General features: G+C 69.4%; 21 protein-coding genes and 1 pseudogene. 15 read left to right on the top strand and 7 right to left on the bottom strand.

Annotated elements, in window-relative coordinates:
* Positions 1-79 precede the first annotated feature (79 nt).
* Positions 80-1,003: a helix-turn-helix transcriptional regulator gene (locus tag ACSMXX_RS04965; protein ID WP_473182821.1), complete on the bottom strand. Its 924-nt coding sequence runs from the start codon at positions 1,001-1,003 to the stop codon at positions 80-82.
* A gap of 143 nt (positions 1,004-1,146) precedes the next feature.
* Here ACSMXX_RS04965 and ACSMXX_RS04960 point away from each other — a divergent pair.
* The 3 genes and pseudogenes from ACSMXX_RS04960 to ACSMXX_RS04950 form a co-directional block, all read left to right on the top strand.
* A pseudogene (locus ACSMXX_RS04960) lies at positions 1,147-1,289 on the top strand (aldo/keto reductase); the annotation flags it as partial.
* 72 nt (positions 1,290-1,361) lie between these two features.
* Positions 1,362-2,213 (top strand): aldo/keto reductase, encoded by an 852-nt coding sequence (locus ACSMXX_RS04955; RefSeq protein ID WP_473182820.1) that lies wholly within the window; start codon positions 1,362-1,364, stop codon positions 2,211-2,213.
* Positions 2,214-2,385: 172 nt separating this feature from the next.
* The gene (locus ACSMXX_RS04950; RefSeq protein ID WP_473182819.1) at positions 2,386-3,015 is read left to right on the top strand and encodes a flavodoxin; all 630 of its coding nucleotides are present in this window, start codon (positions 2,386-2,388) and stop codon (positions 3,013-3,015) included.
* Positions 3,016-3,058: 43 nt separating this feature from the next.
* Here the strand turns inward: ACSMXX_RS04950 and ACSMXX_RS04945 are convergent, their stop codons facing one another.
* Entirely contained in the window at positions 3,059-4,402 is a 1,344-nt protein-coding gene (locus ACSMXX_RS04945) for an MFS transporter (RefSeq protein ID WP_473182818.1), read from the bottom strand.
* A 35-nt stretch (positions 4,403-4,437) separates the two neighbouring features.
* The gene (locus ACSMXX_RS04940; RefSeq protein ID WP_473182817.1) at positions 4,438-5,685 is read right to left on the bottom strand and encodes a glycoside hydrolase family 1 protein; all 1,248 of its coding nucleotides are present in this window, start codon (positions 5,683-5,685) and stop codon (positions 4,438-4,440) included.
* A 197-nt stretch (positions 5,686-5,882) separates the two neighbouring features.
* Between ACSMXX_RS04940 and ACSMXX_RS04935 the strand changes: the two genes are divergently transcribed.
* The 5 genes from ACSMXX_RS04935 (at position 5,883) to ACSMXX_RS04915 (ending at position 13,434) form a co-directional block, all read left to right on the top strand.
* Complete coding sequence (locus tag ACSMXX_RS04935) at positions 5,883-7,151, top strand: ROK family transcriptional regulator (protein WP_473182816.1); 1,269 nt, start codon at positions 5,883-5,885, stop codon at positions 7,149-7,151.
* Between the two features lie 291 nt (positions 7,152-7,442).
* Positions 7,443-8,771 (top strand): ABC transporter substrate-binding protein, encoded by a 1,329-nt coding sequence (locus ACSMXX_RS04930; protein ID WP_473182815.1) that lies wholly within the window; start codon positions 7,443-7,445, stop codon positions 8,769-8,771.
* 11 nt (positions 8,772-8,782) lie between these two features.
* Positions 8,783-9,730, top strand: coding sequence for a carbohydrate ABC transporter permease (locus ACSMXX_RS04925; protein WP_473182814.1), 948 nt, complete (start codon positions 8,783-8,785; stop codon positions 9,728-9,730).
* On the top strand, positions 9,727-10,611 hold the full coding sequence (locus ACSMXX_RS04920; RefSeq protein ID WP_473182813.1) for a carbohydrate ABC transporter permease: 885 nt from the start codon (positions 9,727-9,729) through the stop codon (positions 10,609-10,611). The genes ACSMXX_RS04925 and ACSMXX_RS04920 overlap by 4 nt, the downstream gene beginning before the upstream one ends.
* A 15-nt stretch (positions 10,612-10,626) precedes the next feature.
* Entirely contained in the window at positions 10,627-13,434 is a 2,808-nt protein-coding gene (locus ACSMXX_RS04915) for a family 78 glycoside hydrolase catalytic domain (protein ID WP_473182812.1), read from the top strand.
* A gap of 112 nt (positions 13,435-13,546) precedes the next feature.
* On the opposite strand, the gene ACSMXX_RS04910 is transcribed toward ACSMXX_RS04915, so the two are convergent.
* The gene (locus tag ACSMXX_RS04910) at positions 13,547-14,224 is read right to left on the bottom strand and encodes a LysE family translocator (RefSeq protein ID WP_473182811.1); all 678 of its coding nucleotides are present in this window, start codon (positions 14,222-14,224) and stop codon (positions 13,547-13,549) included.
* Positions 14,225-14,418: 194 nt separating this feature from the next.
* Between ACSMXX_RS04910 and uraD the strand changes: the two genes are divergently transcribed.
* From uraD to ACSMXX_RS04885, 5 genes are all read left to right on the top strand, one after another.
* Positions 14,419-14,946, top strand: a complete 528-nt coding sequence (gene uraD / locus ACSMXX_RS04905; protein ID WP_473182810.1) for a 2-oxo-4-hydroxy-4-carboxy-5-ureidoimidazoline decarboxylase — start codon at positions 14,419-14,421, stop codon at positions 14,944-14,946.
* Positions 14,943-15,368 (top strand): hydroxyisourate hydrolase, encoded by a 426-nt coding sequence (uraH, locus tag ACSMXX_RS04900; RefSeq protein ID WP_473182809.1) that lies wholly within the window; start codon positions 14,943-14,945, stop codon positions 15,366-15,368. The genes uraD and uraH overlap by 4 nt, the downstream gene beginning before the upstream one ends.
* Positions 15,369-15,375: 7 nt before the next feature.
* Entirely contained in the window at positions 15,376-16,284 is a 909-nt protein-coding gene (pucL, locus tag ACSMXX_RS04895) for a factor-independent urate hydroxylase (protein WP_473182808.1), read from the top strand.
* Positions 16,285-16,337: 53 nt separating this feature from the next.
* Complete coding sequence (locus ACSMXX_RS04890; RefSeq protein ID WP_473182807.1) at positions 16,338-17,741, top strand: 8-oxoguanine deaminase; 1,404 nt, start codon at positions 16,338-16,340, stop codon at positions 17,739-17,741.
* Between the two features lie 338 nt (positions 17,742-18,079).
* On the top strand, positions 18,080-19,369 hold the full coding sequence (locus ACSMXX_RS04885) for a nucleobase:cation symporter-2 family protein (RefSeq protein ID WP_473184634.1): 1,290 nt from the start codon (positions 18,080-18,082) through the stop codon (positions 19,367-19,369).
* Positions 19,370-19,439: 70 nt separating this feature from the next.
* Here the strand turns inward: ACSMXX_RS04885 and ACSMXX_RS04880 are convergent, their stop codons facing one another.
* Positions 19,440-20,111 carry a helix-turn-helix domain-containing protein gene (locus ACSMXX_RS04880; protein WP_473182806.1) on the bottom strand — a complete coding sequence of 224 codons (672 nt, stop codon included), beginning with the start codon at positions 20,109-20,111 and terminating at the stop codon, positions 19,440-19,442.
* Positions 20,112-20,386: 275 nt separating this feature from the next.
* Here ACSMXX_RS04880 and ACSMXX_RS04875 point away from each other — a divergent pair, with 275 nt between their 5' ends.
* Positions 20,387-21,832 (top strand): NCS2 family permease, encoded by a 1,446-nt coding sequence (locus tag ACSMXX_RS04875; RefSeq protein WP_473182805.1) that lies wholly within the window; start codon positions 20,387-20,389, stop codon positions 21,830-21,832.
* Positions 21,833-21,947: 115 nt separating this feature from the next.
* The gene (locus ACSMXX_RS04870) at positions 21,948-22,454 is read left to right on the top strand and encodes a metallophosphoesterase family protein (RefSeq protein ID WP_473182804.1); all 507 of its coding nucleotides are present in this window, start codon (positions 21,948-21,950) and stop codon (positions 22,452-22,454) included.
* 7 nt (positions 22,455-22,461) lie between these two features.
* Here the strand turns inward: ACSMXX_RS04870 and ACSMXX_RS04865 are convergent, their stop codons facing one another.
* Together ACSMXX_RS04865 and ACSMXX_RS04860 are read right to left on the bottom strand one after the other, a co-directional pair.
* The gene (locus ACSMXX_RS04865) at positions 22,462-22,701 is read right to left on the bottom strand and encodes a hypothetical protein (RefSeq protein WP_473182803.1); all 240 of its coding nucleotides are present in this window, start codon (positions 22,699-22,701) and stop codon (positions 22,462-22,464) included.
* A gap of 151 nt (positions 22,702-22,852) precedes the next feature.
* On the bottom strand, positions 22,853-23,938 hold the full coding sequence (locus tag ACSMXX_RS04860; RefSeq protein WP_473182802.1) for an alpha/beta hydrolase: 1,086 nt from the start codon (positions 23,936-23,938) through the stop codon (positions 22,853-22,855).
* Positions 23,939-24,001 lie beyond the last annotated feature (63 nt).

Here is a 24,001-nt window from a genome sequence, read left to right as displayed (position 1 = left end):
TGGCCCCGTCGTCAACGCGGGAGCGGTGCCGCGGACCCCGGGCGAGCAGCAGCTCGCAATCCGCTGGGTGCGCCGCGGTTCAGGACTGTTCGGAGGGCTGCTCCGGGTCCTTCTCTGTTGGGTGCGGGGCCTGCCGGGATGCGGTCATGTCCAGCAGGAGCACGGCGTCGTGGTCGGGGGTGCCGGGCTCGGCCGCGCAGACGCCGAGGCGCTGGCCCGGAGTGCCCTCCAGTTCCATGGACTGGGCGGTGAGGGTGATCGTGCCGACGTGCGGGTGGTGGAAGGTCTTGTGCACGGGTTTGCGGCCTGTCACGTCGTAACGTTCCCAGAGCTTGGCGAAGTCGGGGCTCTTGAGGAGGAGTTCGCCGACGAGGTTGGTCAGGTCGGGGGCGTCGGGCGCGGTGCCGGCGGTGGCGCGCAGGCGGGCGACGCAGGCGCGGACCTGGCTTTCCCACTCGGGGAAGAGGTCGCGGGCGGAGGGGTGGAAAAAGAGATAGCGAGCCAGGTTGCGCTGCTTGCCGGGCCAGTCCTCCAGACCTGCGTACAAGGCGAGGCCGCCGGGGTTCCAGGCGAGGAAGTCCATGCTGCGGCTGATGATGTAGGCCGGGTGAGGGCGCATCGACTCCAGCAACAGCCTCAGGTGGGGGCACACGGTACGGCTCGGTGCTGGTGGCGGCTCGCGTGTGTACCTGGCGGCGCGGGCGGCCAGCTCCCGCAGGTGGTGGTGTTCCTGATCGTCGAGGTGCAGGGCGCGGGCGAGGGCGTCGAGGACTGAAGGGCTGGGGCGGGTCTCCTTGCCGCGCTCCAGGCGTACGTAGTAGTCGATGCTGATCCCGGCAAGGGTGGCCAGTTCCTCCCTGCGCAGCCCCGGGGTGCGGCGCACACCGGCGCCGACGGTGAGACCTGCCTGCTGCGGGCTGGTCTGGGTTCGGCGGGCCCGCAGGAACCGGCCCAGCTCCATGCCGCCGCCTCGGCTGGTGGTGGGGGTCGGCTCAGGTGCCATGGCTCGAGTGTCACACCGAAGTGACCTGCCCGGCACTGCTGTGGGGGGCCCTGCCACTACCCCCGAAGATCCCGGTCTGCCGCGAGGGACGAAAAAGCACGAAGGTTGATTCCGACGCCTGCATGGCGCGCGAGCAAGACAGCAGCCGGACCGTACAACGGGTCGAGGAGAACTCCGCCGCCGACGGGATCGAGCTTACGGCCGGACAACTCGACCGGCTGACCGGCCTCCCTCCCGTGGCCGGGCCACCCACACGGAACCGGGCCCGCGGATGCTCGAACGCTGACCCGACGCCCAACCACCTCTTTCCGGACAGCCCGACGCCCGACCGCCTGTCCCCGCACAGAAGGAAGTCCCCATGCAGCAAATCACCCTGAACAACGGCGTCGAGATGCCGATCCTCGGTTTCGGCGTGTACCAGATCCCGCCGGACGATACCGAGCAGGCCGTCGCCGAAGCCCTCGCGGCCGGCTACCGGCTGCTCGACACCGCCGCCGCGTACCAGAACGAGGAGGCCGTCGGGCGCGCGATCAGCAAGAGCGGTGTCCCGCGCGAGGAGCTGTTCGTCACCACCAAGCTGTGGATCCAGGACGCTCCCGCGCAGGAGAACACCAAGCGTGCCTTCGAGGCGTCGCTGAACAAGCTCGGCCTCGACCACCTCGACCTGTATCTGATGCACCAGCCCTACGGCGACGTGTACGGCCAGTGGCGTGCCATGGAGGACCTGCATCGCGGGGGCCGCGTCAGGGCGATCGGCGTCGCCAACTTCTTTCCCGACCGGCTCGTCGACCTCGTCGTCAACAACGAGGTCACTCCCGCGGTCAACCAGATCGAGACCCACCCCTTCTTCCAGCGCACCGCCGACCACGAGGTGATGCGCGAGCACGGAGTCCAGATCCAGTCCTGGGGCGGGTTCGCCGAAGGCCGCAACAACCTGTTCACCGACCCGCTCCTGAGCAACATCGGCAAGGCACACGGCAGGTCCGTGGCGCAGGTCGTGCTCCGCTGGCTGATCCAGCGCGGCATCGTCACGATCCCCAAGTCGGTTCGCGCCGAGCGCATGGCGGAGAACATCGACGTCTTCGACTTCGAACTCACCGACGACCAGATGGCGTCCATCGCCACGCTGGAGACCGGGGGTTCGCTCTTCTTCGACCACCGTGACCCGGCCATCGTCGACTGGCTCGGCCAGCGGCGCCTGAACGACTGATCGTGACCGAGGAACATGAGATGGCCTGGCGATACCTTCCAGGCCTTCGACGGGGCCAGCCAGGCCCGGCAGTCGCAGACGACGACGGGCGATCCCGGAGCCGAGAAAGGAAACTGTCCCGATGAGACGACGCGCCGTCCTCCGTGGCGTATTTCTGGGGGGAGCAACCGTCATGACCGGTGCCCAGATCACCGGCTGTTCCACGTCCTCGCCAAGCGGCGGGGCCGCGCCGGAGTCCACTGAGCGGTCGGCTCCGACGGAGACGGACCCGCCAAGGAATCGGGTGCTGCTGGCCTACTTCTCCCGGCCGGGCGAGAACTACTACTACGGCGGGCGCACCGATCTCGATACCGGGAACACAGAAGTGGTCGCCCGAATGATCAGCAAGCGCATCGGGTGCGCCGTGCACCGTATCCAGCCCGCCGACCCGTACCCCGACGACTACGACGAGACGGTCGCGCGTAACACCCGCGAGCAGGACACCGATGCGCGGCCTGCCATCGCCGGCCTGCCGTCCTCGATCGAGCGTTACGACACGGTCTTGCTCGGCAGCCCCATCTGGAACGACAGAGCACCCATGATCATGTCGACCTTCGCCGAGAAGTTCGACTTCACCGGCAAGAACGTCCACCCCCTCACCACGTGTGCAATGAGCGGACTGGGCACCACCGAACGCGACTACGCCGCATCCTGCCCGGGGGCAACCATGGGGAAGGGCCTCGCGGTACGCGGCGAGAGAGCCCGGGAAGCCGATGCCGAAGTCGAGTCATGGCTGCGGCGCATCGGCGTACTCCGGGACTGAACCAGTTCCAAACGATCCAGTCTGACCGTGGGCCTCGGAGTCCTCACACATCAGGCATCGGGCGGCGGGCGGTTTCGCGAACGGCGAGGGCGCCCCCCAGGGTGAACAACAGCGCGGCCACGCAGTAGACGACGACGATGTTCGGGGTGTCCGTGATGCCGACCAGCCATGCGACGACGAAGGGCGCTGTGCCGCCGAACAGGGCGTTCGCCAGCGTGTAGGTCACCGACAGCGCGCTCATGCGAACCGTGGTGGGGAAGAACTCGGACAGCAGGGTGGGGACGAGGCCCATGATGGCTGCTGCGCAGATCCCGAAGAGGGCCTGTCCTGCGGCTATCGCGGGCAAGTTGACGGCATTGTCGAGCTGGAAGATCGGGTACATCAGCGCCAGCAGGGCCACGGCACCGGTGATCAGGACCGGTTTCCGTCCGATCCTGTCGGAGAGCCCGCCCCACAGCAGGGTGGTCCCGGAGTAGACGAGGAGCCCGATGAGGTTGCCGCCCAGCGCGACGGAAAGCGGCACGCCACGTTCGGAGTTGAGGTACGCCGGGATGTAGTTGTGGAAGACGTACGTGCTGACCGTACCGCCGGTGACGACGGCGGCGCCCAGCAGTATCAGCTTCCAGTGGTGGCGGACCGCTTCCAGGACCGGCACCGACGGACGGCTCTTCAACTCCTCGCGGCGTTCGGCGACATGCTTGTAGTCGGGGGTGTCCTCCAGCTTCATCCGCATGTAGAGGCCGATGACGCCCAGCGGCAGAGCCAGCGCGAACGGTATGCGCCAGCCCCAGGCGTCGAGTTCGCTCTGCGGAAGGATGCTGGTGAAGAGCAGAACGGTGGCGGTGGCGGAGGCGGACCCCAGGCCCACGGTTGCCGTCTGCCACGACCCGTAGCGACCGCGTTTGCCGGGAGGCGCGTACTCCACGATGAAGGTCGCCGAACCGCCGAACTCGCCCCCTGCGGCGAACCCTTGAAGGGCCCTGAGAACGAGCAGAAGCAACGGCGCCCACACCCCGATCTGTGCGTAGCCGGGGAGCAGGGCGATGACGGCGGTGCCGGCCGACATGGCCAGGACGACCCCGGCGAGGACGTTGCGGCGGCCGATGCGGTCACCGAGGTTTCCCAGGATGCACGCGCCGAAAGGCCGGGCGACGAAGGCGACTCCGAAGGTGGCGAAGGTGGCCATGATGGCGGCCTGCGGGTCGGTGCCGGGGAAGAAGACGCGGGCGAGGACGGGGGCGGCGGCGCCGTAGAGGACGAAGTCGTACCACTCCACGAAGTTGCCAATCGCGCCGGCGATCACGGCTTTGCGGGATACAGCTTCTCCTGGCCGGTGGACGGCGGCAGGGTCGCCGGGGGTGTCGTGTCCTTGCGTGGCGCGGGCCATGTCGGCTCCCTTGGTGACGGTGCGGCGCGTCGGCGTCAGCCGGAGTCCGGCAGCGCATCGAGGCGACCGGTTCGTGCGATGCGTTCGAAGGCGTAGGCGCTGGGCTTCGGCGTACGGACGAAGTCGTTCTCGCGGTCGACGGCGATCAGGCCGAACTCGGGCACATAGCCCTCGGCCCACTCGAAGTTGTCGAAGGCCGACCAGTGGAGGTAGCCGCGCACGTCGACGCCCTCCGCCACGGCCTGGGCCACGGCGGCGAGGTGTGAGGCGAGGTACTCCACACGCTCGGAGTCGTCTTCGGTGGCGATCCCGTTCTCGGTGACGTAGAGCGGCAGGCCCGGCTCGGCCGCCCGGTGCAGGATGAGACGCAGGCCGTCGGGGTGCACGGCCCAGCCCATCTGTGAGGTCCGGACGCCGGCGGGCGGTCGGGCGAAGAGAGTCGGGGACGCGGGATCGACCCACTGCCGGCGGTAGTACTGAACGCCGAGCCAGTCGCCGCGGTCGGGCCCGGTCAGTCCGTCCAGATACAGGTCGACGATCTCCCCACGCATGGCTTCGCAGAACGCCTTGCAGCTTTCGTCGTCCGCTCGGGCAGGCGCCAGCAGCGGCAGTTGGACGACGAGACCGCACTGCGGGGTACCGGCTCCTGTCCGCATGGCCCGCACGGCGACCTCGTGTGCGGCCAGCAGGGTCCGCCCGACCCGCTTCCACAGCACGGCGTTGGTGACGCCCGGAGGGTGATAGCCCTCCAGATAGCCGTGGAGGGCGACCATCTGCGGCTCGTTCACGGTGCACACGAACGGCATGAGGTCGCCCAGCTCCACAGCGACCCGGGTGCAGTACCGCTCGAAGAGTTCGAGCGCGTCAGGGGCAAGCCAGCCACCGCGGTCCGCGAACCACTGCGGCAGTGTGAAGTGGTGAAGCGTGACGAACGCGGTGAGCCCTCGGTCGGCCAGCGCGGTGAGCACCCGGCGGTAGTGCGAGAGGGCCGCGGTGCTGAACTCGCCCGGCGCGGGCTCTATCCGGGACCACTCCAGCGACAGCCTGTGGGCGTTGTGGCCCAAGGACGCGAGGAGGGTGAAGTCCTCGGCATAGCGGTGGAAGTGGTCGATGCCGTCGCCGGAGGACTCGCGGGCCGCGGTCGAGGGATCGTGCTCGAAGGTCCACCAGTCGTTGTTGACGTTGCCCCCCTCGACCTGGTGCGCGGCCGTGGCACTGCCCCAGAGGAAGCCGGCGGGAAAGTCGGCTCCCGCGTCCTGCGGGCCGGTCTCGGTACTGGTCACGGGCCCTCCTCGGTATGAGCACGGACTGATCTGGGACAGCAGCGCGGCTCAACATATGGCCCGCAGGGACTTAAGTCCATCCATAGGTACGGAAGAGTTCCGTCAAGGATCTGACTGATCCCCGGTGGATGCGTTCACGTAGAGTGGGCGGCGCACGGACGAGGAGCGGTTCCGTCCGCAGGAACGGGGAGGGCCGAATGGGGCGACCGCGGCCACCGGTCCCGTCGCCGAGCCTGATCTCGGTGCTGGACCTGCTGCGATCGACATCCGGGATGACCCGGCCGGAGCTGGCCCAGCGCACCGGGCTCACCCGCAAAGTCGTGGTGCAGCGCGTCGAGGAGTTGATCGCCTGTGGGCTGGCCGAGGACGGCGGCATGGCCAGGTCCTCAGGCGGACGCGCCCCTCGGGAGGTCAGATTTCGTGCCAACGGCGGGCACCTGCTCATCGCCGAACTCGCCGCAACCAGCGTCACGGTCGGCCTTGCCGATCTCAGCGGCGCCATCCTGGACGAGGCGGCCGCGGACGTGGACGCCCGCTCCGGGCCGGACACGACCCTGGAGCGGGTCGAGGAGCTTTTCGACGACCTGCTGACGAGGCAGCCCGCCGACGCCCCGCCCGTCTGGGGCATCGGTATCGGCATCCCGGGCCCGGTGGCGACCGCCACCGGACGGCCGATCGGCGCCGTTTCCGCACCGGGCTGGGCGGACCACCCGGTGCGCGACCGCCTCGCGGCCCGATATGACGTCCCGGTCTGGGTCGAGAACGAAGTGAACCTGATGGCCCTCGGTGAAGTCCGCGCCGGGCTCGCCAAAGACAGTGACGATGTGCTCTTCCTGAAGATCGGAAGCGGCGTCGGCGGCGCGATCATCGCAGGCGGCGTCCTGCAACGCGGCTCCGGAGGCTTCGCCGGAGAGATCGGCCACACCGTCGTCACGACCGAAGTCACCGAACCGTGCTGGTGCGGGCAGAGGGGATGCCTCACTCAGATCGCCGGTGCCAGAGCGCTCGGCAGCCAGGGCGAGCAGGCCGCGGCATCGGGGCGCAGCCCCATCCTCGCCGCCATCCGCGCGGAGGGACGGCGGATCGGCGTCCGTGAAGTCCTCACGGCCGCCTCGGCAGGAGACCCGACCAGCCTTCAACTCCTCAGCCGCGCCGGCGAGTTGCTCGGGCGTACGGCCTCAGTCGTCGTCAACGCCGTGAACCCGTCCGTCATCGTGGTCGGCGGAGGCCTGTTCAGCATGGACGACCCCCTGATGGACACCTTCCGCACCACGGTCCGCGGCGGATCACTGCCCAGCGCGGCCGAGGATCTGAGCGTCGCCGTATCGGCGCTGGGCAACGCCGCGGGTCTCATCGGTGCCGCGTACATGGTCGTCGACGAACTGCTCTCACCACGGCTTCTGGCCATCTGGAGCGAGGCCGGCACACCGGAGGGCCTCGCCGGCCTCATTCACCAGGGCTGCTGAGACTCCAAAGACGCCGCCGGGGGAGGTGCCGGGCCCGCGCACGCCGGTCCTCCGGGGCTTCGCCGCCGCAGGGCGGCGCGTAACCCACGGCACTGTTTTGCCTTTTCGTTACAACCTCGCCGCTTGACGAGTAGTGAACCCGGAGCAAGCATTTAGTCACTTTCACCGATTGAATCGTTTCAACGGCGGCCGACGGCCCACTCCGCGGCCCTCCTCTTCACGATCCAGAACCCCGGGCGGCGTCACCTGCACACCGGTCAGCGCAGTCCACACTCCACGGAGGTCGACGACATGAGGTTCGGAATCACGGTCCGCCGTTCACCGGCGCTCGCCACGCTGGTGGCGCTCTCGCTCTCGGTCAGCCTGGCCGGATGCAGCTCGGGCAGTCTCGGTTCGAGCGGCGACAAGGACAAACTGACGCTTGACTTCCTGGTCCCGACAGGCCCGGACAGCCTCCCCGTGGGCGAGCGACTGGCGAAGGACTTCTCCGCCGCACATCCGGACATCAAGGTGGACGTGGAGACGCGGCCCGGCGGCGGCGAGGGCGACAACGTGGTCAAGACGCGCCTGGCCACGGGCGAGATGGCTGACGTCTTCCTGTACAACACCGGCTCGCTCTTCCAGGCGATCGACCCCGAGAAGAACCTCGTGCCGATGTCCGACGAGGACTGGGTCGGCAGCCTCGACGACCTGTTCGCCCCCACAGCCTCCGTCGGCGATCAGGTGTACGGCGCGCCCGCCGGCTCGAACATGGGCGGCGGCGTGCTCTACAACCGGAAGGTCTACGCCGACCTCGATCTCAAGGTGCCGAAGACCTGGGACGAGTTCATGGCGAACAACGCCAAGATCAAGGACGCCGGCATCGCCCCGGTCATCCAGACCTACCAGGAGACCTGGACCTCGCAGCTGTTCGTTCTGGGGGACTACCACAACGTCGCCGCCGCCGAGCCGGGCTTCGCCAAGAAGTACACCGCGAACGACGTCAAGTACGCCACCTCCCCGGCCGCGCTCCGGGGCTTCGAGCGCCTCCAGGACGTCCATGACGCCGGCTACCTCAACAAGGGCTTCGCCTCGGCCACTTACGAGCAGGGCCTGAGCATGATCGGCAAGGGGGAGGGCGCGCACTACCCGATGCTGACCAATTCGATCAGCCCCGTGATCGAAGCCGTGCCCGAGGCCAAGGACGACATGGGCTTCTTCGCGCTCCCCGGCGAGGACGCCGCGAAGAACGGGCTGACAGCCTGGTCACCGGCCGCGGCGTACATCCCGAAGTCGACCGAGGGAGAGAAGCTGAAGGCGGCCAAGGAGTTCCTCGCCTTCATCGCGAGTCCTGACGGCTGCAAGTCCATCACCAAGGCGCAGCCTCCCTCCGGGCCCTATTCGGTGAAGGGCTGCGAACTGCCCGCGGACGCGCCGCAGGCGGTCAAGGACACACAGCGCTACTTCGAGGACGACGCCGTGACCCCCGCTCTGGAGTTCCTCTCCCCGGTCAAGGGCCCGGCACTGGAGCAGATCTGCATCGAGGTCGGCTCGGGCATCCGTCCCGCGAAAAAGGGTGCTCAGCTCTACGACAAGGACGTGGCGAAGCAGGCCAAGCAACTCGGTCTCAAGGGCTGGTGACTGGGACTCACATGACCACCACGGTCGAGGCCCCCGAGAACCGGCGGGCAAGGAAGCAGCGGGCACACACGTCGCGCGGTGACACGCGGGCGGGGAGCGCGGCCCTCAAGAGCGCTTATCCGTTCAGGTTCTACCTGCCCGCAGGGGCCGTCTACGCGACGCTGTTCCTGTTGCCGACTTTCGCCGCCTTCTTCTTCAGCCTCACCCGCTGGACCCTCTTCGACTACGAGTTCATCGGCCTGGCCAACTTCGAGCAGTTCATCAGTGAGACGGCGCTGGTGAAGGGCCTGACCAACACCCTCATCTACGCCGTCGTCACCTCGGGAATGAAGGTCGTCCTCGGCCTGCTGCTCGCGGTGCTGCTCACCAGCCAGATCATCGGGCGTGGCTTCCTGCGCTCGCTCGTCTTCTTCCCCGTGCTGGTGAGCACCATCGGCGTCGGCATCACCTTCACCGTGCTGATGCACCCCTCCGAAGGCCTGATCAACGACTCCCTCAGCGTGCTCGGCGTGGACGGCCCGGCCTGGCTGACGGACCCGACCTGGGCACTCCTTTCGGTCGCCTTCGTCGACGTCTGGAAGGGCGTCGGCCTGGCCACCGTCATTTTCATCGCCGGGGTCGTCTCCATCCCCCGCGAGTACTACGAGGCGGCGGAGGTGGACGGGGCCGGGCCGCTGGCCCAATTCCGGCACATCACACTGCCGCTGGCGCGCCCGGCGACGGTCACGGTGATCATCCTCTCCCTCATCGGCGGTCTGCGCACCTTCGACCTGATCTGGACGATGACCGGCGGCGGCCCCGGGTTCACCTCCGACGTCATCGCCTCGGTCATCTACAAGCAGTACCAGGCCGGCTTCTACGGCCTGTCCACAGCGGGCAACGTCGTGCTCTTCCTCCTGGTCTCCGCGATCGCCGTCCCGCTGTTCTGGTTCCTCAACCGCAAGGAGGCGGAGCTGTGAGCGAGAGCACGAGGACGGTGCGGGCCGTGCTCCCGAGCGCCCGCCCACGCCCAAGGATTCGCCGCCCCAACTACACGCTCAGCGCGCTGGCGACTCTCGCCTTCCTCGTCGTCTTCGTCATCCCCTTCGCCTTCATCGCCGTGACGGCGTTCAAGGGTGAACAGGAAGCGGCACAGCTGGAGTTCTCCCTGCCCACCGACTGGCGGATCGTCGAGAACTTCCAGGCCGTCCTCGAGGCCGGCGACTACATCCTGATCATCGCGTTCATCAACAGCGTGGTCCTCACCGTCGCCAGTGTCACCCTCATGGTCTTCCTCGGCGCGATGGTGGCGTTCGTCCTCCAGCGCCGCACCAGCCGGGCGACCGGGCCGATCAAGTTCCTCGTGCTGTCCGGACTCATCATCCCCCCGGCCGTCGTCCCCACCATCTGGGTCCTGCAGGAACTCGGCCTCTTCAAGACCCTCTTCGGCCTGATCCTCGTCGAGGTCGCCTTCCATCTCCCCTTCTGTGTCCTGCTCTTCCGGGCCTTCATCGCCACCGTCCCGCGCGAACTCGACGAGTCAGCCGTGATCGACGGCGCCGGCCCGATCCGCCTCTTCTTCCGCGTCATCTTCCCCCTGCTGCGCCCGGTCACGGTGACCGTGATCGTCGTCCAGTCGGTCGCCGTCTTCAACGACTTCGTCAACCCGCTCTACTTCCTGCCAGGCGAGGAGAACGCCACCGTCCAGCAGACCCTGTTCAACTTCCAGAGCCAGTTCGAGAGCCAGTACAACCTCCTGTTCATGGACATCCTGCTGATCACGATCCCGCCGCTGATCATGTTCCTCTTCTTCAACCGGCAGATCGTCGCCGGAATGACCAAAGGCGCGATCAAGGGCTGAGGAGGCCCAGCACACATGCCCCACACCACCGTCAGCCCCGTCCGCTTCGAACACCGCGACGGCTCCCCGCTCGGGATCGGGACCGCGACCCCTCGCCTGTCATGGCAGGTCACCACCGACGACCCGGACTGGCATCAGACCTCATACGAACTCGACTGTGACGGCACCGCCGTTCGCGTCGACACCGCCGAACAGCTCCTGGTGCCGTGGCCGTTCACGCCGCTGGCCTCCCGCGGCCGCGTTGCCGTCCGGGTACGGGTTGCTTACGGGGAGCGGTGGACGGACTGGAGCGAGCCCGCCACCGTCGAAGCCGGCCTGCTGACACCGGGCGACTGGAGCGCACGGTTCATCAGCCCCGCCACCCTCGGCCGCATCGGCGACCCGGCACCGCTACTCAGCCGCACGGTGACGCTGCGCTCCGGCGTGGGCGTCTCCTCGGCGCGGCTGTACGCCACAGCGCACGGCGTCTACGCCGCGACCCTCAACGGCGTACGCGTCGGCGACGAGGCCCTGGCGCCCGGCTGGACCAGCTACGCCAACCGCCTGCGCTACGCCACGCACGACGTCACGGAGTTGCTCCGGGATGGCAGCAACGAGCTGTCGGTGCTGCTGGGCAACGGCTGGTACCGGGGGAGGCTGGGCTGGGCCGAACCGCCTCGTGCGTTGTACGGCGACCGGCTCGCACTACTGGTTCAGTTGGAGGTGACGTACACCGACGGTTCGACCGAGACCGTCGTCACCGACGAAGAGTGGGCCGCGCACAACAGCAGCGTCCTCGCCGACGACATCTACGACGGGCAGCGCACCGACCTGCGTCCCGCCACCACGGCGGGCGCCGCGGACACCGTCGAGGTCGTCGAGGCGGACCTCGGCAGGCTGGTCGCGCCCGAAGGGCCGCCCGTGCGGGCCACCGAGACCGTGCCCGCCGTGAAGGTGTGGACGTCCCCCTCGGGCAGGACGCTCATCGACTTCGGCCAGAACCTCGTCGGCTGGGTCCGCCTCACCGCCCGCCCTCCCCACGACGCGGCCGAGGTCACCATTCGCCACGCCGAGGTCCTCGACGAGCACGGCGAGCTCGGCGTACGCCCGCTGCGCACCGCCGAAGCCACCGACACCTACCTCCTGCCCACCCCCGGCACCGCGGGCGGAAACCACGATCCGGACGAGGCGCTGGTGCTTGAACCGAGCCTGACCTTCCACGGCTTCCGCTACGCCGAGGTCACCGGCCTCCACGGGCTCGCACCGGCCGACGCGCAGGCCGTCGTCCTCGGCACCGACCTGCGCCGCACCGGCTGGTTCTCCTGCTCCGACCCGGACGTCGGCCAACTCCACCAGAACGTCGTCTGGGGCATGCGCGGCAACTTCCTGGACGTCCCCACCGACTGTCCCCAGCGCGACGAACGCCTCGGCTGGACCGGCGACATCCAGGTCTTCTCACCGACCGCCGGCTTCCTCTTCGACACCGCCGGATTCCTCTCCTCCTGGCTCGCCGACCTCGACGCCGACCAGCACGCCGACGGCGCCGTGCCGTTCGTCATCCCCGACGTCCTGCGCGACGAGAGCCCGACCGCCGCCGCCTGGGGCGACGCCGCAACCGTCGTGCCATGGGTGCTCTACCAGCGCTACGCCGACCCGGAGATCCTGCGCCGCCAGTTCGACTCCATGTGCGCCTGGACCGACGCCGTCGCAGCCCGCACCAGCGACGGCGTCGTGACGGGGGGCTTCCAGTTCGGCGACTGGCTCGACCCCGACGCGCCGCCCGACAACCCCTTCGCCGCCAAGGCCGACCCCGACGTCATCGCCACCGCCTGTCTGGCACGCTCCGCCGGGATCACCGCCGAGGCCGCCCGCGTCATCGGCCGCGACGCCGACGCCGACCGCTACGCCACGCTCGCCGACCGCACCCGCGACGCCTTCAACCGCCACTACGTCACCAGTGCGGGCAGGGTGCTCTCCGACGCCCCTACCGTCTACGCCCTGGCCATCTGCTGGGACCTGCTGCCCACCCCGGAGCAGCGCGCGGGCGCCGGGGAGCGGCTGGCGGATCTGGTGCGCACCAGCGCCTTCCGCATCGCCACCGGCTTCGTCGGCACACCCCTCATCACGGACGCCCTCACCACCACAGGTCACCCCGACCTCGCCTACCGCCTTCTCCTCGAACGCGGCTGCCCCTCCTGGCTCTACCCGGTCACCATGGGCGCGACCACCGTCTGGGAACGCTGGGACTCCATGCTTCCCGACGGCACCATCAACCCCGGCCAGATGACCTCCTTCAACCACTACGCCCTGGGCGCCGTCGCCGACTGGCTCCACAGCACTCTCGCCGGGCTGGCCCCGGCCGCCCCCGGCTACCGGCGCATCACCATCCGCCCCGTCCCCTACCCGGCGTTCACTCACGCCGAGGCGCGCCACCTCACTCCGTACGGTGAGGCGCGTGCGGCCTGGCGCCGCGAGGGTGGCCAACTCACCGTCGAGGCCGTCGTCCCGCCCGGCACCACGGCGACCGTCCACCTTCCAGGCGCCGACCCGGCGGAGGCCCCCCTCGAAGTCCGGCACGGCCACCATGTCTGGACCGTGCCCGCCCCCGCCACCCCGGGCGCGGAGATCACCACCGTCCGCGATCTCATCGACGCCCCGGAGCTGTGGAATCACGCCGTCGCCCTGCTCATCGACCACGGCCTCGGCCAGGACCCCTACGACATCGCCCGGCGCGCCGCGCCCTACTTGAGCGTTCCGCCGCTGGACCTGCCGCTCCACCTGACGGATAAGAGCGGGGACGGCAGCGGAGAGGCGGCCCGCCGGGCGCTGGCCGATCTGCTCTGACCTCGGGGCCTGCCGCGGTGACCCAGCTGGATATAACGTTTCAACCTGCTGTCCCTGCTGGATTCACGACCACCGCGACGGTGAGACCGGGAAGGGCGCCGGCTGCTGAGCCTCATGCGGGGTCGGCCCGTCCCGTGACGGCGACGGTCACGCCGAGGCCGATCATGCCGATGCCGCCGGTGGCACCGAGCAGGGACGCCCGGCGCGGCGAGCGCGCGAGCCAGTCCCTCGCCGCGGACGCCGTCAGGCCCCACACGCTGTCCGAGGCGAGTTGCAGCAGTGCGCCCGCCAGTCCCAGCAGCAGCATCTGAGCCACGACGTGACCCGCTGCCCGGTCGACGAACTGGGGCAGCACCGCCATCAGGAAGACGATGCTCTTGGGGTTCGTCACCCCGACCGTGAATCCTTCCCACCCCTGCCGCAGACCGCCCGGCGCAGCGGCCGCCGGTGCCGCGCCCTCCCGTGCCGTGCCCTCCCGTGCCGTGCCCTCCCGGCGCGCGCTCCGGCTGTCGCGGACGGCCCGTACACCCAGCAGGACGAGATACGCCGCTCCCGCGATCTTGATCGCGCCGAACAGGAAGGCCGACCGGGCCACCACGCTCCCCAGCCCCAACGCCACCGCCAGGACGAGGACATAGCCGCCGACGGCGTTGCCGGTCACGGAGGCGAGCGCCGCACGGCGTCCGTGTGCCAGGGCCCTGCCGACCACGAAGAGCACACTCGGTCCGGGCACGGCGGACAGCAGCAGGGACATCGCGCAGAAGGCTGCCAGGCGGTGGAGGTCGACCATGGCCGGAGCATTCCGCAGGCAGCCCCGCGCGGCCACCCGGACCTTCGGACGAGGACCGGAGACGTAGCCGGGGACGGGCTGGAGCAGGGAGGGTGCCCCACCCCGGACCCCTTCGGAGAATTTCAACAAAGTGTTGACGTTGCGTGCCTCCGGGGCTTAGCTGTTCCCAGCCCGAACGTCTCCCGGAGGCATATGTGACGCCTTCCCCTTCCCCCGCCGCACCAGGTCTGACCTGGCTCAACTCCGCCGCCCGTAGCGACGCCCGTGCCGCCCTCGACGAAGTCTGCACGGCCTCCGCGTGGGCGGACTCGCTGCTCGCCGGACTCCCGTACGCAGGCACGGCGGAACTGCTCGCCGCGAGCGACGCCGCCATGGCCGGGCTCACCGCGGCGGACCTCGCCGAGGCCATGGCGGGGCACCCGCCCATCGGACGGCCCCGTCCGGGCGACCCGTCCTCCACACGCGAGCAGCGCGGGATGGCGGGGGCTCCGGAGGCGCTCAAGGAGGAGATGCTGAAGCTGAACCTGGCCTACCAGGAGCAGTTCGGGCACGTCTTCCTGATCTGCGCGACCGGACTGAGCGGCGAGCAGATGCGGGACGCGGCACGCAGCCGCCTCGGCAACTCGCCTGAAGAAGAACGCGAGATCGTCCGCACCGAACTGACGAAGATCAACCGGATCCGGCTGACCGCCCTGGCGGACACGGAGGCTGAGCGAGCATGACCAGCGAACCCGCCGCGACCGGCGGCACCACCCCCTCGACTGCAGCCACCGCCTCGGTGTCCACGCACATCCTCGACACCAGTGCAGGCCGGCCGGCCGCCGGCGTCGGCGTCGAACTGTCCGTGCGTACGGGCCGCACGGCGGAATGGTCCGTGCACGCCGCTTCGACGACGGACGCGGACGGACGCTGCAAGGATCTGCCGGCACTGCCGGAGGGCACCGCGCACGCGCGGCTCACCTTCGGGGTCGAGCCGTACCTGACGACGAACACCGCGGACGAGCGCGAAGAGCCGGACGCGGCGGGAGAGCGGGGGAGCTTCTTCCCCGAGGTGACCGTGGCCTTCGCGGTCGCCGCCGGCGAGCACTATCACGTGCCGCTGCTACTCAACCCGTACGGCTACTCCGTATACCGAGGGAGCTGACAGCTACATGACGGTGCCGATCACGATTCTCGGCCAGAACCAGTACGGCAAGGCGGAGAACCGCGTCGTCAAGATCACCCGGGACGGTGCCACCCACCACATCAAGGACCTCAACGTCTCCGTCGCCCTCAGCGGCGACCTCGACGAGGTCCACTACTCCGGCTCCAACGCGAACGTCCTGCCCACCGACACCACCAAGAACACGGTCTTCGCCTTCGCCAAGGAGCAAGGCATCGAATCCGCCGAGCAGTTCGGCATCGCGCTCGTCCGCCACTTCGTCGACTCCGCGGAACCGATCCGCACCGCCCGCATCCGTGTCGAGGAGTACGCGTGGGAGCGCATCGCCAGCTCCGGCGGCGAGACGCCCCACTCCTTCCTGCGCAGCGGCAGGGAGACACGCACCGCCCAGATCACCTACGACGGCCGGGACGTCCAAGTCCTCAGCGGACTCAAGGGACTTACGGTGCTCAACTCCACGGACTCGGAGTTCTGGGGCTACATCAAGGACAAGTACACGACGCTCAAGGAGGATCACGACCGGATCCTCGCCACCGAGGTGACGGCCGTGTGGCGGCACCGCTCCGCGGATCAGGGCCCCGGCTGGGACGCCTCGTACGAGGCCACGAGGGAGCGGATGCTGCGGGCCTTCGCGGAGACCTACTCGCTCTCCCTGCAGCAGACGCTCTACCAGATGGGCTCCCAGGTCCTGCAGAACAGGCCCGAGTTGGAGGAGATCCGCTTCTCGATGCCCAACAAGCACCACTTCAGGGTGGACCTGGAGCCGTTCGGCCTCGGCAACGAAGCGGCGGACGGCGCCGTCTACTTCGCCGCCGACCGCCCCTACGGCCTCATCGAGGCCACGGTGCTGCGCGACGGCGCCGAGGCGCTCATACCGGCCGACATGACCAACCTGTGACGACCCCCGCCGCCGCGGACGCGACAGGCACCGAGGAGGGGACTCCCGACACCATGACTGACCCGGCAGACCGCACAGACCGGACCGAGCGCACGGTCATCGAGAACTGCGCCGTGGCGACCGTCGACGCGCACGGCACCGAACACGCCGCCGGGCACGTCGTCGTGGCCGGCAACCGGATCGAGTACGTCGGCGAAGGCAGCGCGCCCGGTGGACTGGACGGTGTCGTGCGCCGCGTCGACGGCGCCGGCCATCTCGTCACTCCAGGCCTGGTCAACACCCACCACCACTTCTATCAGTGGCTCACCCGCGGTCTCGCCCAGAACGCCAACCTCTTCGACTGGCTCGTCGCTCTCTACCCCGTGTGGGCACGCATCGACGAGGACATGGTCCGCGCGGCCGCACGGGGCTCGCTCGGCATGATGGCGCGCGGCGGCGTGACCACCGCCATGGACCACCACTACGTCTTCCCGCGCGGCGCCGGCGACCTTCTGCGTGCCGAGATCGACGCGGCCCGCGAACTCGGCGTCCGCTTCAACCCCACCCGCGGGTCGATGGACCTCGGAGCGTCGGACGGCGGACTGCCCCCGGACTTCGCCGTCGAGACCACCGACGACGCCCTCGCCGCGACCGAAGCGGCCATCGACACCCACCACGACCCGTCCTTCGGCTCGATGCTGCGGGTCGGCGTCGCGCCCTGCTCGCCGTTCTCTGTTACGACCGAACTGCTGCGGCAGGCAGGGCAATTGGCGCGTCGCAAGGGAGTGCGGCTGCACACGCACGGATCGGAGACGGTGGAAGAGGAGAAGTTCTGCCACGAGCGGTTCGGCATGGGCCCCACCGACTATCTGGATTCGGTGGGCTGGCTCGGCGACGACGTGTGGATGGCGCACTGCGTCCACATGAGCGACTCCGACATCGCCGCGTTCGCCCGCACCCGCACGGGCGTCGCCCACTGCCCTTCCTCCAACGCACGCCTGGGCGCGGGCATCGCGAGGGTGCCCGACATGCTGACCGCCGGCGTCCCCGTCGGCCTCGGCGTCGACGGCACCGCGTCCAACGAATCCGGCGAACTGCACACCGAGTTGCGCAACGCGCTGCTCGTGAGCCGCCTCGGCGCACACAAGGAGAAGGCCCTCACGGCACGCCGCGCGCTGCGTCTGGGAACGTACGGCGGAGCCCAGGTCCTCGGCAGAGCCGACGAGATCGGCTCGCTGGAGCCCGGCAAGCTCGCCGACCTGGTGCTCTGGCGCCTCGACGGCATCGGGCACTCCACGATCGCCGACCCGGTCGCCGCGCTCGTGCTCGGCGCCGCCGCACCGGTGACGCTCTCGCTCGTGAACGGCCGGACGGTCGTCGAGGACGAGCGGCTCACCACCGCCGACGAGGACGTGATCGCACGCGACGCCCGCAACGAGGCCCGGCGCCTCGCCCGCATCGCCGCGGACGCGGGCTGAGATAACCGAAGACTCCGGCCGGGAGGGACGGCTCCCGGCCGGCCTGCACCACCTCAGCCGTTCCCGGGGCGTGGCCCAACCCCCGCACGCTCCGGGACGGTCCGGCACCACCGGGCGTAACGGCGCAGAACCACCGTGGAACGTGACCTGACCTGTGGCACCGACAGCAGGACCGGAGGACCGCCGTGAACGAGACGTCCGCATCGAACCGTGAACCCGCACCGAATGACGAACCCGCACCGAACGACGAACCCACGCCGAACGACGAATCACAGCGCAGTCAGCACCCGCCCGCGACGCAGCAGGGCAAACACCCCGTCGACCAGACCCTCCCGCCGCTGAAGCTCTTCACCACCGGCCTGCAGCATGTGGCGGCCATGTACGCGGGGGTCGTGGCACCCCCGCTCATCATCGGGGCGGCCGTCGGACTGCCGGTCTCCGAACTGACCTTCCTCACCGGCGCGAGCCTGTTCCTGGCGGGCGTCGCGACCCTCCTGCAGACGATCGGCGTCTGGCGGATCGGAGCACGTCTTCCCTTCGTCAACGGCGTCACCTTCGCCTCGGTCGCGCCGATGCTCGCGATCAACAAGTCCGAGGGACCGAAGGACGCGCTGCCGGTCATCTTCGGCGCCTGCATGGTCGCCGCGGCACTCGGCTTCCTTCTCGCGCCGTACTTCAGCAAGCTGGTGCGCTTCTTCCCGCCCGTGGTCACCGGCACCGTCATCACCCTCATCGGCGTCTCGCTCATGCCCGTCGCCTTCAACTGGGCGCAGGGCGGCGACCCGCAGGCCCCGGGCTACGGTGCGACGAAGAACATCGCCATGGCAGGCGTCACCCTCCTCGTAGTGCTGCTGCTGCGCCGCTTCACCCGCGGCTTCGTCAAGCAGATAGCGGTGCTGCTCGGGCTCGCGGTGGGCACCCTGATAGCCGTCCCCGTGGGCATCACGGACTTCGGCGCGCTGAGTGACGCAGGCATCGTCGGCTTCCCCACACCGTTCCACTTCGGCGCTCCGCAGTTCGCGCTGGCGGCCATCGTCTCGATGTGCGTGGTCATGCTCGTCTCGATGACCGAATCCACCGCCGACATGCTGGCACTGGGAGAGATCGTGGACCGGCCGGCGGACGAGAAGACCATCGCCGCCGGGCTGCGGGCAGACACCCTCGGCTCCTTCCTCAGCCCGTTCTTCAACGGTTTCCTGGCCACCGCCTTCGCGCAGAACATCGGCCTGGTCGCGATGACGAGGATCCGCAGCCGCTGGGTCGTCGCCGCGGGCGGTGGCATCCTCATCCTGATGGGGCTGTGTCCGGTGGCCGCCGCTCTGATCGCGACGGTGCCGCAGCCGGTGCTCGGCGGCGCGGGCGTCGTCCTCTTCGGCTCCGTCGCCGCCAGCGGCATCCGCACCCTCGCCAAGGCGGACCTGGGCGACGACAGCAACATCGTGATCGTCGCGGTGTCGCTGGCGGTCGGCGTCGTCCCCGTAGCGGCCCCCGACTTCTACGACGTCTTCCCGGGCGGCGCCCGCATCATCCTGGACTCCGGCATCTCCACGGGGTGCGTCACGGCGGTCGTTCTCAACCTGCTCTTCCACCACCTGGGCCGGCGTCGCGAGGCCGCCGCTCAGGAGTGAATCCCGCCGCCGGGTCAGGGAGGCGCGAAGAGGTCCGGCGCAGGCCGTCCCGGGAACGGTCGGTGAACAATCACTCCGGGAACTGGGCCCAGAAGTGACCGACGATGTTGTCGATGAAGCGCCGCCCCTCCTCGGCTGTGGCGTTGCTGCTGGCACGGCCGAGGGTGGCGGCCATGAGCGCCTGATACTCGTGCTGCATGGCGGCCAGAGGCTCCTTCAACTCGCTCTTGTCCATGGAGACGAGCTTGGCGATGGCGCGGACGTGGGCCTGCCAGCGGGTGGAGACGGCTTCGGTGAGAAGACGGGCGAGTTCGTCCTCCTGGCCGGTGATGGCGATGAAGTCGCGCGGAGGGAGCTTGAGGAGGCTGCCGAGGTTGGCGGACTGACGTTTGTCACCAGTCCATCTGCCCGTCTCCTCCATGCGACGGTAGGCGTCGAGATCGACCCCGATGAGGCGGGCGATGTCCTCGGGCGACATGCCTTGGGCCAGACGGTGTTCGAGCAAGGAGCGGGGACGGCCCATGAGTTCGCCGGGGTGGCACCACAAGGCGCCGGCCAGGGCGGACAGCTCGCTGGCGTTGGGCAGGGCGTCGCCGCGTTCCCACGCGGTGATGTGGTCGGGGCTGACGTGACTCATGCCGTACGAGGCGCGCATGCCGTAAGCGACGTGGCCAGGGGCCATCCCCAGTCTCTCGCGCAGGGTACGGGCGGCGCGCGCGTTGAATGAGATCGGTGGATGCACGGGGAGAGAGTAGGGGGTTACACACCGCGACTCCATGGGTTGCTGTCCCGGCATTCCGTTTTGGGGGATAGGTCGGGGGCGATTCTGTAGGAACCCACAGGTCTGTTTCGAAGCCGTAAACCTCTGAGACGGCAAGACAATTGTGAAACTCTGCCTGCCGCGTATGATCCGCTCGGCAAGGCCCCCGCTTGCGTGTTTGAACACTGCCTGTCATACGCTCCCCGGCGGCACCGCCCTGCTTGCCCCTCACACCTGTAGGTCCAGGAGACGCAGCTATGCAGACCAGCACCGCACGTCCGGCCGAGGCGCCGCCCAGCAGAGGCGGCGGCCCGATAGACCGGTACTTCCGCATCAGCGAACGCGGGTCGACGCTCAACCGGGAGATACGCGGCGGATTCGCCACGTTCTTCACGATGGCGTACATCCTTGTGCTCAACCCGATCATCCTCGGCAGTGCAGAGGACAAGTTCGGTCAGCAGCTCGACGGTGCCCAACTGGCCACCGCCACGGCCCTGGTGGCCGGGGTGATGACCTTGATCATGGGAGTGGGCGGGAACCTGCCGCTCGCCCTGGCCGCGGGTCTCGGCATCAACGTCATCGTCGCCGTCCAGGTCGCCCCCCTCATGGCCTGGGAAGACGCGATGGGCCTGATCGTGCTCGAAGGCCTGCTGATCAGCATCCTGGTGATGACGGGCCTGCGCGAGGCCGTCATGCACGCCATCCCGCAGCCCCTCAAGCAGGCCATCAGCGTCGGCATCGGCCTGTTCATCGCCTTCATCGGCTTCGTGGACGCCGGGTTCGTCACCCGCATTCCGGATGCGGCGAAGACCACTGTTCCGGTTCAGCTCGGCACCGGCACGCTCACCGGCTGGCCCATGCTCGTCTTCTGCCTCGGCGTGCTCCTGACGATCGTGCTCGTCACCCGCAAGGTGAAGGGCGCCATCCTCATCAGCATCGTCCTGATGACCGGCGCCGCGATCGCCATCAACGAGTTCGCCGACGTCAAGAACTGGGGTGTGACCTCGCCGGCTCTGCCCGGCAACCCGGTCGCCGCTCCCGACTTCGGGCTCGTGGGCGCGTTCGACCTGTTCGGCGCGTTCGGGCAGGCCGGCATCCTGACCGTCGTCCTGCTGATCTTCGCCCTGATCCTGTCCGACTTCTTCGACACCATGGGCACCATCGTCGGCGTCACGGCCGAAGCCGGGCTGCTCGACGAGCGCGGTCAGGTCCCCGGCCTGGGCCGCGTCCTGCTCATCGACGGCGGGGCCGCCGTCGCCGGCGGCGCCTGCTCCTCGTCGTCCGCCACGACCTACATCGAATCCGCGGCCGGTGTCGGGGAAGGCGCCCGTACCGGCTTCTCCAGCCTCATCACCGGCGGTCTGTTCGGTCTCGCCCTCTTCCTCACGCCCGTGCTGACCATCGTGCCTCTCCAGGCCGCTTCCCCGGCGCTCGTCGTGGTCGGATTCCTGATGATGACGCAGGTCAAGCACATCGACTGGGACCGCTACGAGCTGGCCATCCCGGCCTTCCTGACCATCGCCGTCATGCCGTTCACCTACTCCATCACCAACGGCATCGGCGCCGGCTTCATCGCGTACGTGTTCATCAAGGCGTGCGTGGGCAAAGCCCGCGAGGTGCACTGGCTGCTCTGGGGCAGCGCCCTGCTGTTCCTGGTCTACTTCGCCATCGAGCCGGTGAAGATGCTGCTCGGCATCAAGTAGCCGCTCCGGCATCCAACACGGCGACGGCCTCGGCGGCACCCCCGCCGAGGCCGTCGCCGTCGCCGTCAGGGGCCGGGGGCGGCCTCGCGTCGGCTGTTTCGCCTATGGTCGCGGCGTGCGACTACTGCTGACCTCGGACACGCATCTGCCCAAGCGCGCCAAGCGGCTCCCCGATGCGCTGCTCGGCGAACTGACCGCCGCCGACGCCGTGCTGCACGCCGGGGACTGGGTCGACACCGCCACCCTCGACCTGTTCGAGTCACGCGCCCGCCGCCTCGTCGGCGTGTACGGCAACAACGACGGGCCCGAACTGCGCGCCCGCCTGCCCGAGGTGGCGGACGTCGAACTCGGCGGGGTGCGCTTCGCGGTCGTGCACGAGACAGGGGAGGCGCGCGGCCGTGAGCACCGCTGCGCCGAGCGCTTCCCCGAGGCTCGGGTCCTCGTCTTCGGCCACAGCCACATCCCCTGGGACAGCACGGCCGCGGAAGGCCGCCTCCGCCTGCTCAACCCCGGGTCACCCACGGACCGCCGCCGCCAGCCGTACTGCACGTACATGACGGCCGAGGTGACGCCCGAAGGCCTCTCCCAGGTTCAGCTGCACCGCCTGCCGCGCGGCGGCTGAGGCATCCTCAACCAGGCTTACGACGCCTTGCGACGGCGTATGCCGTCGCGTATCCGGTCACCACGCACGCGGCCACGACGGCAGAGCACACGAAGACCAACCCCCAGCCCGCCCCGTAGAAGCGCGCGATGCCGGAGAGGACCAGCAGGGAGAGAACCACGGCGAAGAGGCACGACACGGCGTATTCGCGGCGTGTTGCAGGCCTGCCGGGCAGGAAGTTGCTCACTAACTCCGCGAGCACCATCATGCGGTCAACTCCCTTGCAGCCGGACGCTGTCACGCTTTGCCGTCACCATGCTGACGTGTCGCGCGCACTGCCGGGGACACCGGGCCCCGGGGCAGGGACCCCGGGGTGTCCCCGGGGCGCGGATGCGCCTGTGCCGCCGTCTCCCCAGCGCTCACCGGCGCCGCAGCCGCACCTCGTGCAGCGCGTCCGCCACCCCTGCCGGGTCCAGCGGCCCCATGTGCGGGGCGCGGGGAAAGTCGCGGACGTCGAAGCGGTTGCCCGGGGTGAGTTCGTCGGCCTCGGCGATCATCCGGTCCTGCAGGGCGGGCGGCACCAGACGGTCCCTCCCCATGCGCAGATACGTACGCGGGACGCTGCCCCAGGTGTGCGCCCGGCCGACGGCCCGTGCCCCGTAGGCCCGTACGCACTCGTCGGTCTGCATGAGGTTGAGCACCCGCCGGAAGGCCCCATCCGGATAGTCCGCGCAGATCATCTCCTTGAAGAGGGCGAGGTCTCCGGCCGAGCCCGTACGCCAGTTGAGGCGGATCACGCCCAGCTTCCCCGGGTCGCCGATCACCTGCCCGTCCGGATCCATGGCGTCCGCGGCCTCCGGTGACGACATGCACGCCTCCAGCGACGGCATCGCCCGGCTCGGACAGAACGCCGCGAAGTAGCAGATGTGGTCGAGGAGTTGAGGCACCGCATCGGCGACGCGGCTCACAGAGGTGCCGCCCATGCTGTGGCCCGCGAGCACCACGGGCCCGTGGCGTGCCGCATCGCGCACGTGCTCCTCGACGCGTCGCGCGTAGTCGTCCAGCGTGAGCTTCGCCAGTGGCGACGGCTCGGTGGCCAGGGCCCGCAGATCCTGCTTCTGGTACGCCTCCGGTATGAAGGCCTCGGTGCCGTGCAGCGGCTGGTCGACGGTGACGGCACGGTGCCCGCGGCGCTGCAACTCCCGAGCGATTCCAGCCAGATGGGCGCCGGCACTGTGGGTGCCGTGCACGAGGACGTACGTACGCGGACCGTGCCTGCCCGGGTGCCCGCCCCGCCGTCCGTCCGTGTACCCGCCCTGCCGCTCATCGCGCCCGTTCCCGTACGCGCGCGCCACGCCCGTGCCCGCGCCGCCGGCCAGCGCCGCACCGCCCGCGGTCAGGCCGAAGGAGCGGAGAACTCCCCGCCGTGTCGCACCGGTTGGGCCCGTCGCGCCGGTGGTCGGGCAGGCCGCGTCCGTTCCGTGGTTCTTCTCCCGTTTCGTCATGGCCGCGACGCTACGGACGCCCCGCAGCGCCCGACATGGCCCTGAGCCCCGGAGCGGGGTGTA

The organism is Streptomyces sp. DSM 116795 (assembly GCF_055792905.1).
Note: the sequence above shows the minus strand (reverse complement) of the source record. Positions and strands in the feature narration are given on the sequence as shown.

Coding starts and splice junctions, on each gene's coding strand:
- ACSMXX_RS04925 (WP_473182814.1), top strand. CDS start 8,783: ATGACCACCACGGTCGAGGCCCCCGAGAACCGGCGGGCAAGGAAGCAG.
- uraH (WP_473182809.1), top strand. CDS start 14,943: ATGACCAGCGAACCCGCCGCGACCGGCGGCACCACCCCCTCGACTGCA.
- ACSMXX_RS04865 (WP_473182803.1), bottom strand. CDS start 22,701: ATGATGGTGCTCGCGGAGTTAGTGAGCAACTTCCTGCCCGGCAGGCCT.
- ACSMXX_RS04945 (WP_473182818.1), bottom strand. CDS start 4,402: ATGGCCCGCGCCACGCAAGGACACGACACCCCCGGCGACCCTGCCGCC.
- ACSMXX_RS04860 (WP_473182802.1), bottom strand. CDS start 23,938: ATGACGAAACGGGAGAAGAACCACGGAACGGACGCGGCCTGCCCGACC.
- ACSMXX_RS04935 (WP_473182816.1), top strand. CDS start 5,883: ATGGGGCGACCGCGGCCACCGGTCCCGTCGCCGAGCCTGATCTCGGTG.
- ACSMXX_RS04930 (WP_473182815.1), top strand. CDS start 7,443: ATGAGGTTCGGAATCACGGTCCGCCGTTCACCGGCGCTCGCCACGCTG.
- ACSMXX_RS04915 (WP_473182812.1), top strand. CDS start 10,627: ATGCCCCACACCACCGTCAGCCCCGTCCGCTTCGAACACCGCGACGGC.
- ACSMXX_RS04890 (WP_473182807.1), top strand. CDS start 16,338: ATGACTGACCCGGCAGACCGCACAGACCGGACCGAGCGCACGGTCATC.
- ACSMXX_RS04910 (WP_473182811.1), bottom strand. CDS start 14,224: ATGGTCGACCTCCACCGCCTGGCAGCCTTCTGCGCGATGTCCCTGCTG.
- ACSMXX_RS04955 (WP_473182820.1), top strand. CDS start 1,362: ATGCAGCAAATCACCCTGAACAACGGCGTCGAGATGCCGATCCTCGGT.
- ACSMXX_RS04875 (WP_473182805.1), top strand. CDS start 20,387: ATGCAGACCAGCACCGCACGTCCGGCCGAGGCGCCGCCCAGCAGAGGC.
- ACSMXX_RS04965 (WP_473182821.1), bottom strand. CDS start 1,003: ATGGCACCTGAGCCGACCCCCACCACCAGCCGAGGCGGCGGCATGGAG.
- pucL (WP_473182808.1), top strand. CDS start 15,376: ATGACGGTGCCGATCACGATTCTCGGCCAGAACCAGTACGGCAAGGCG.
- ACSMXX_RS04950 (WP_473182819.1), top strand. CDS start 2,386: ATGACCGGTGCCCAGATCACCGGCTGTTCCACGTCCTCGCCAAGCGGC.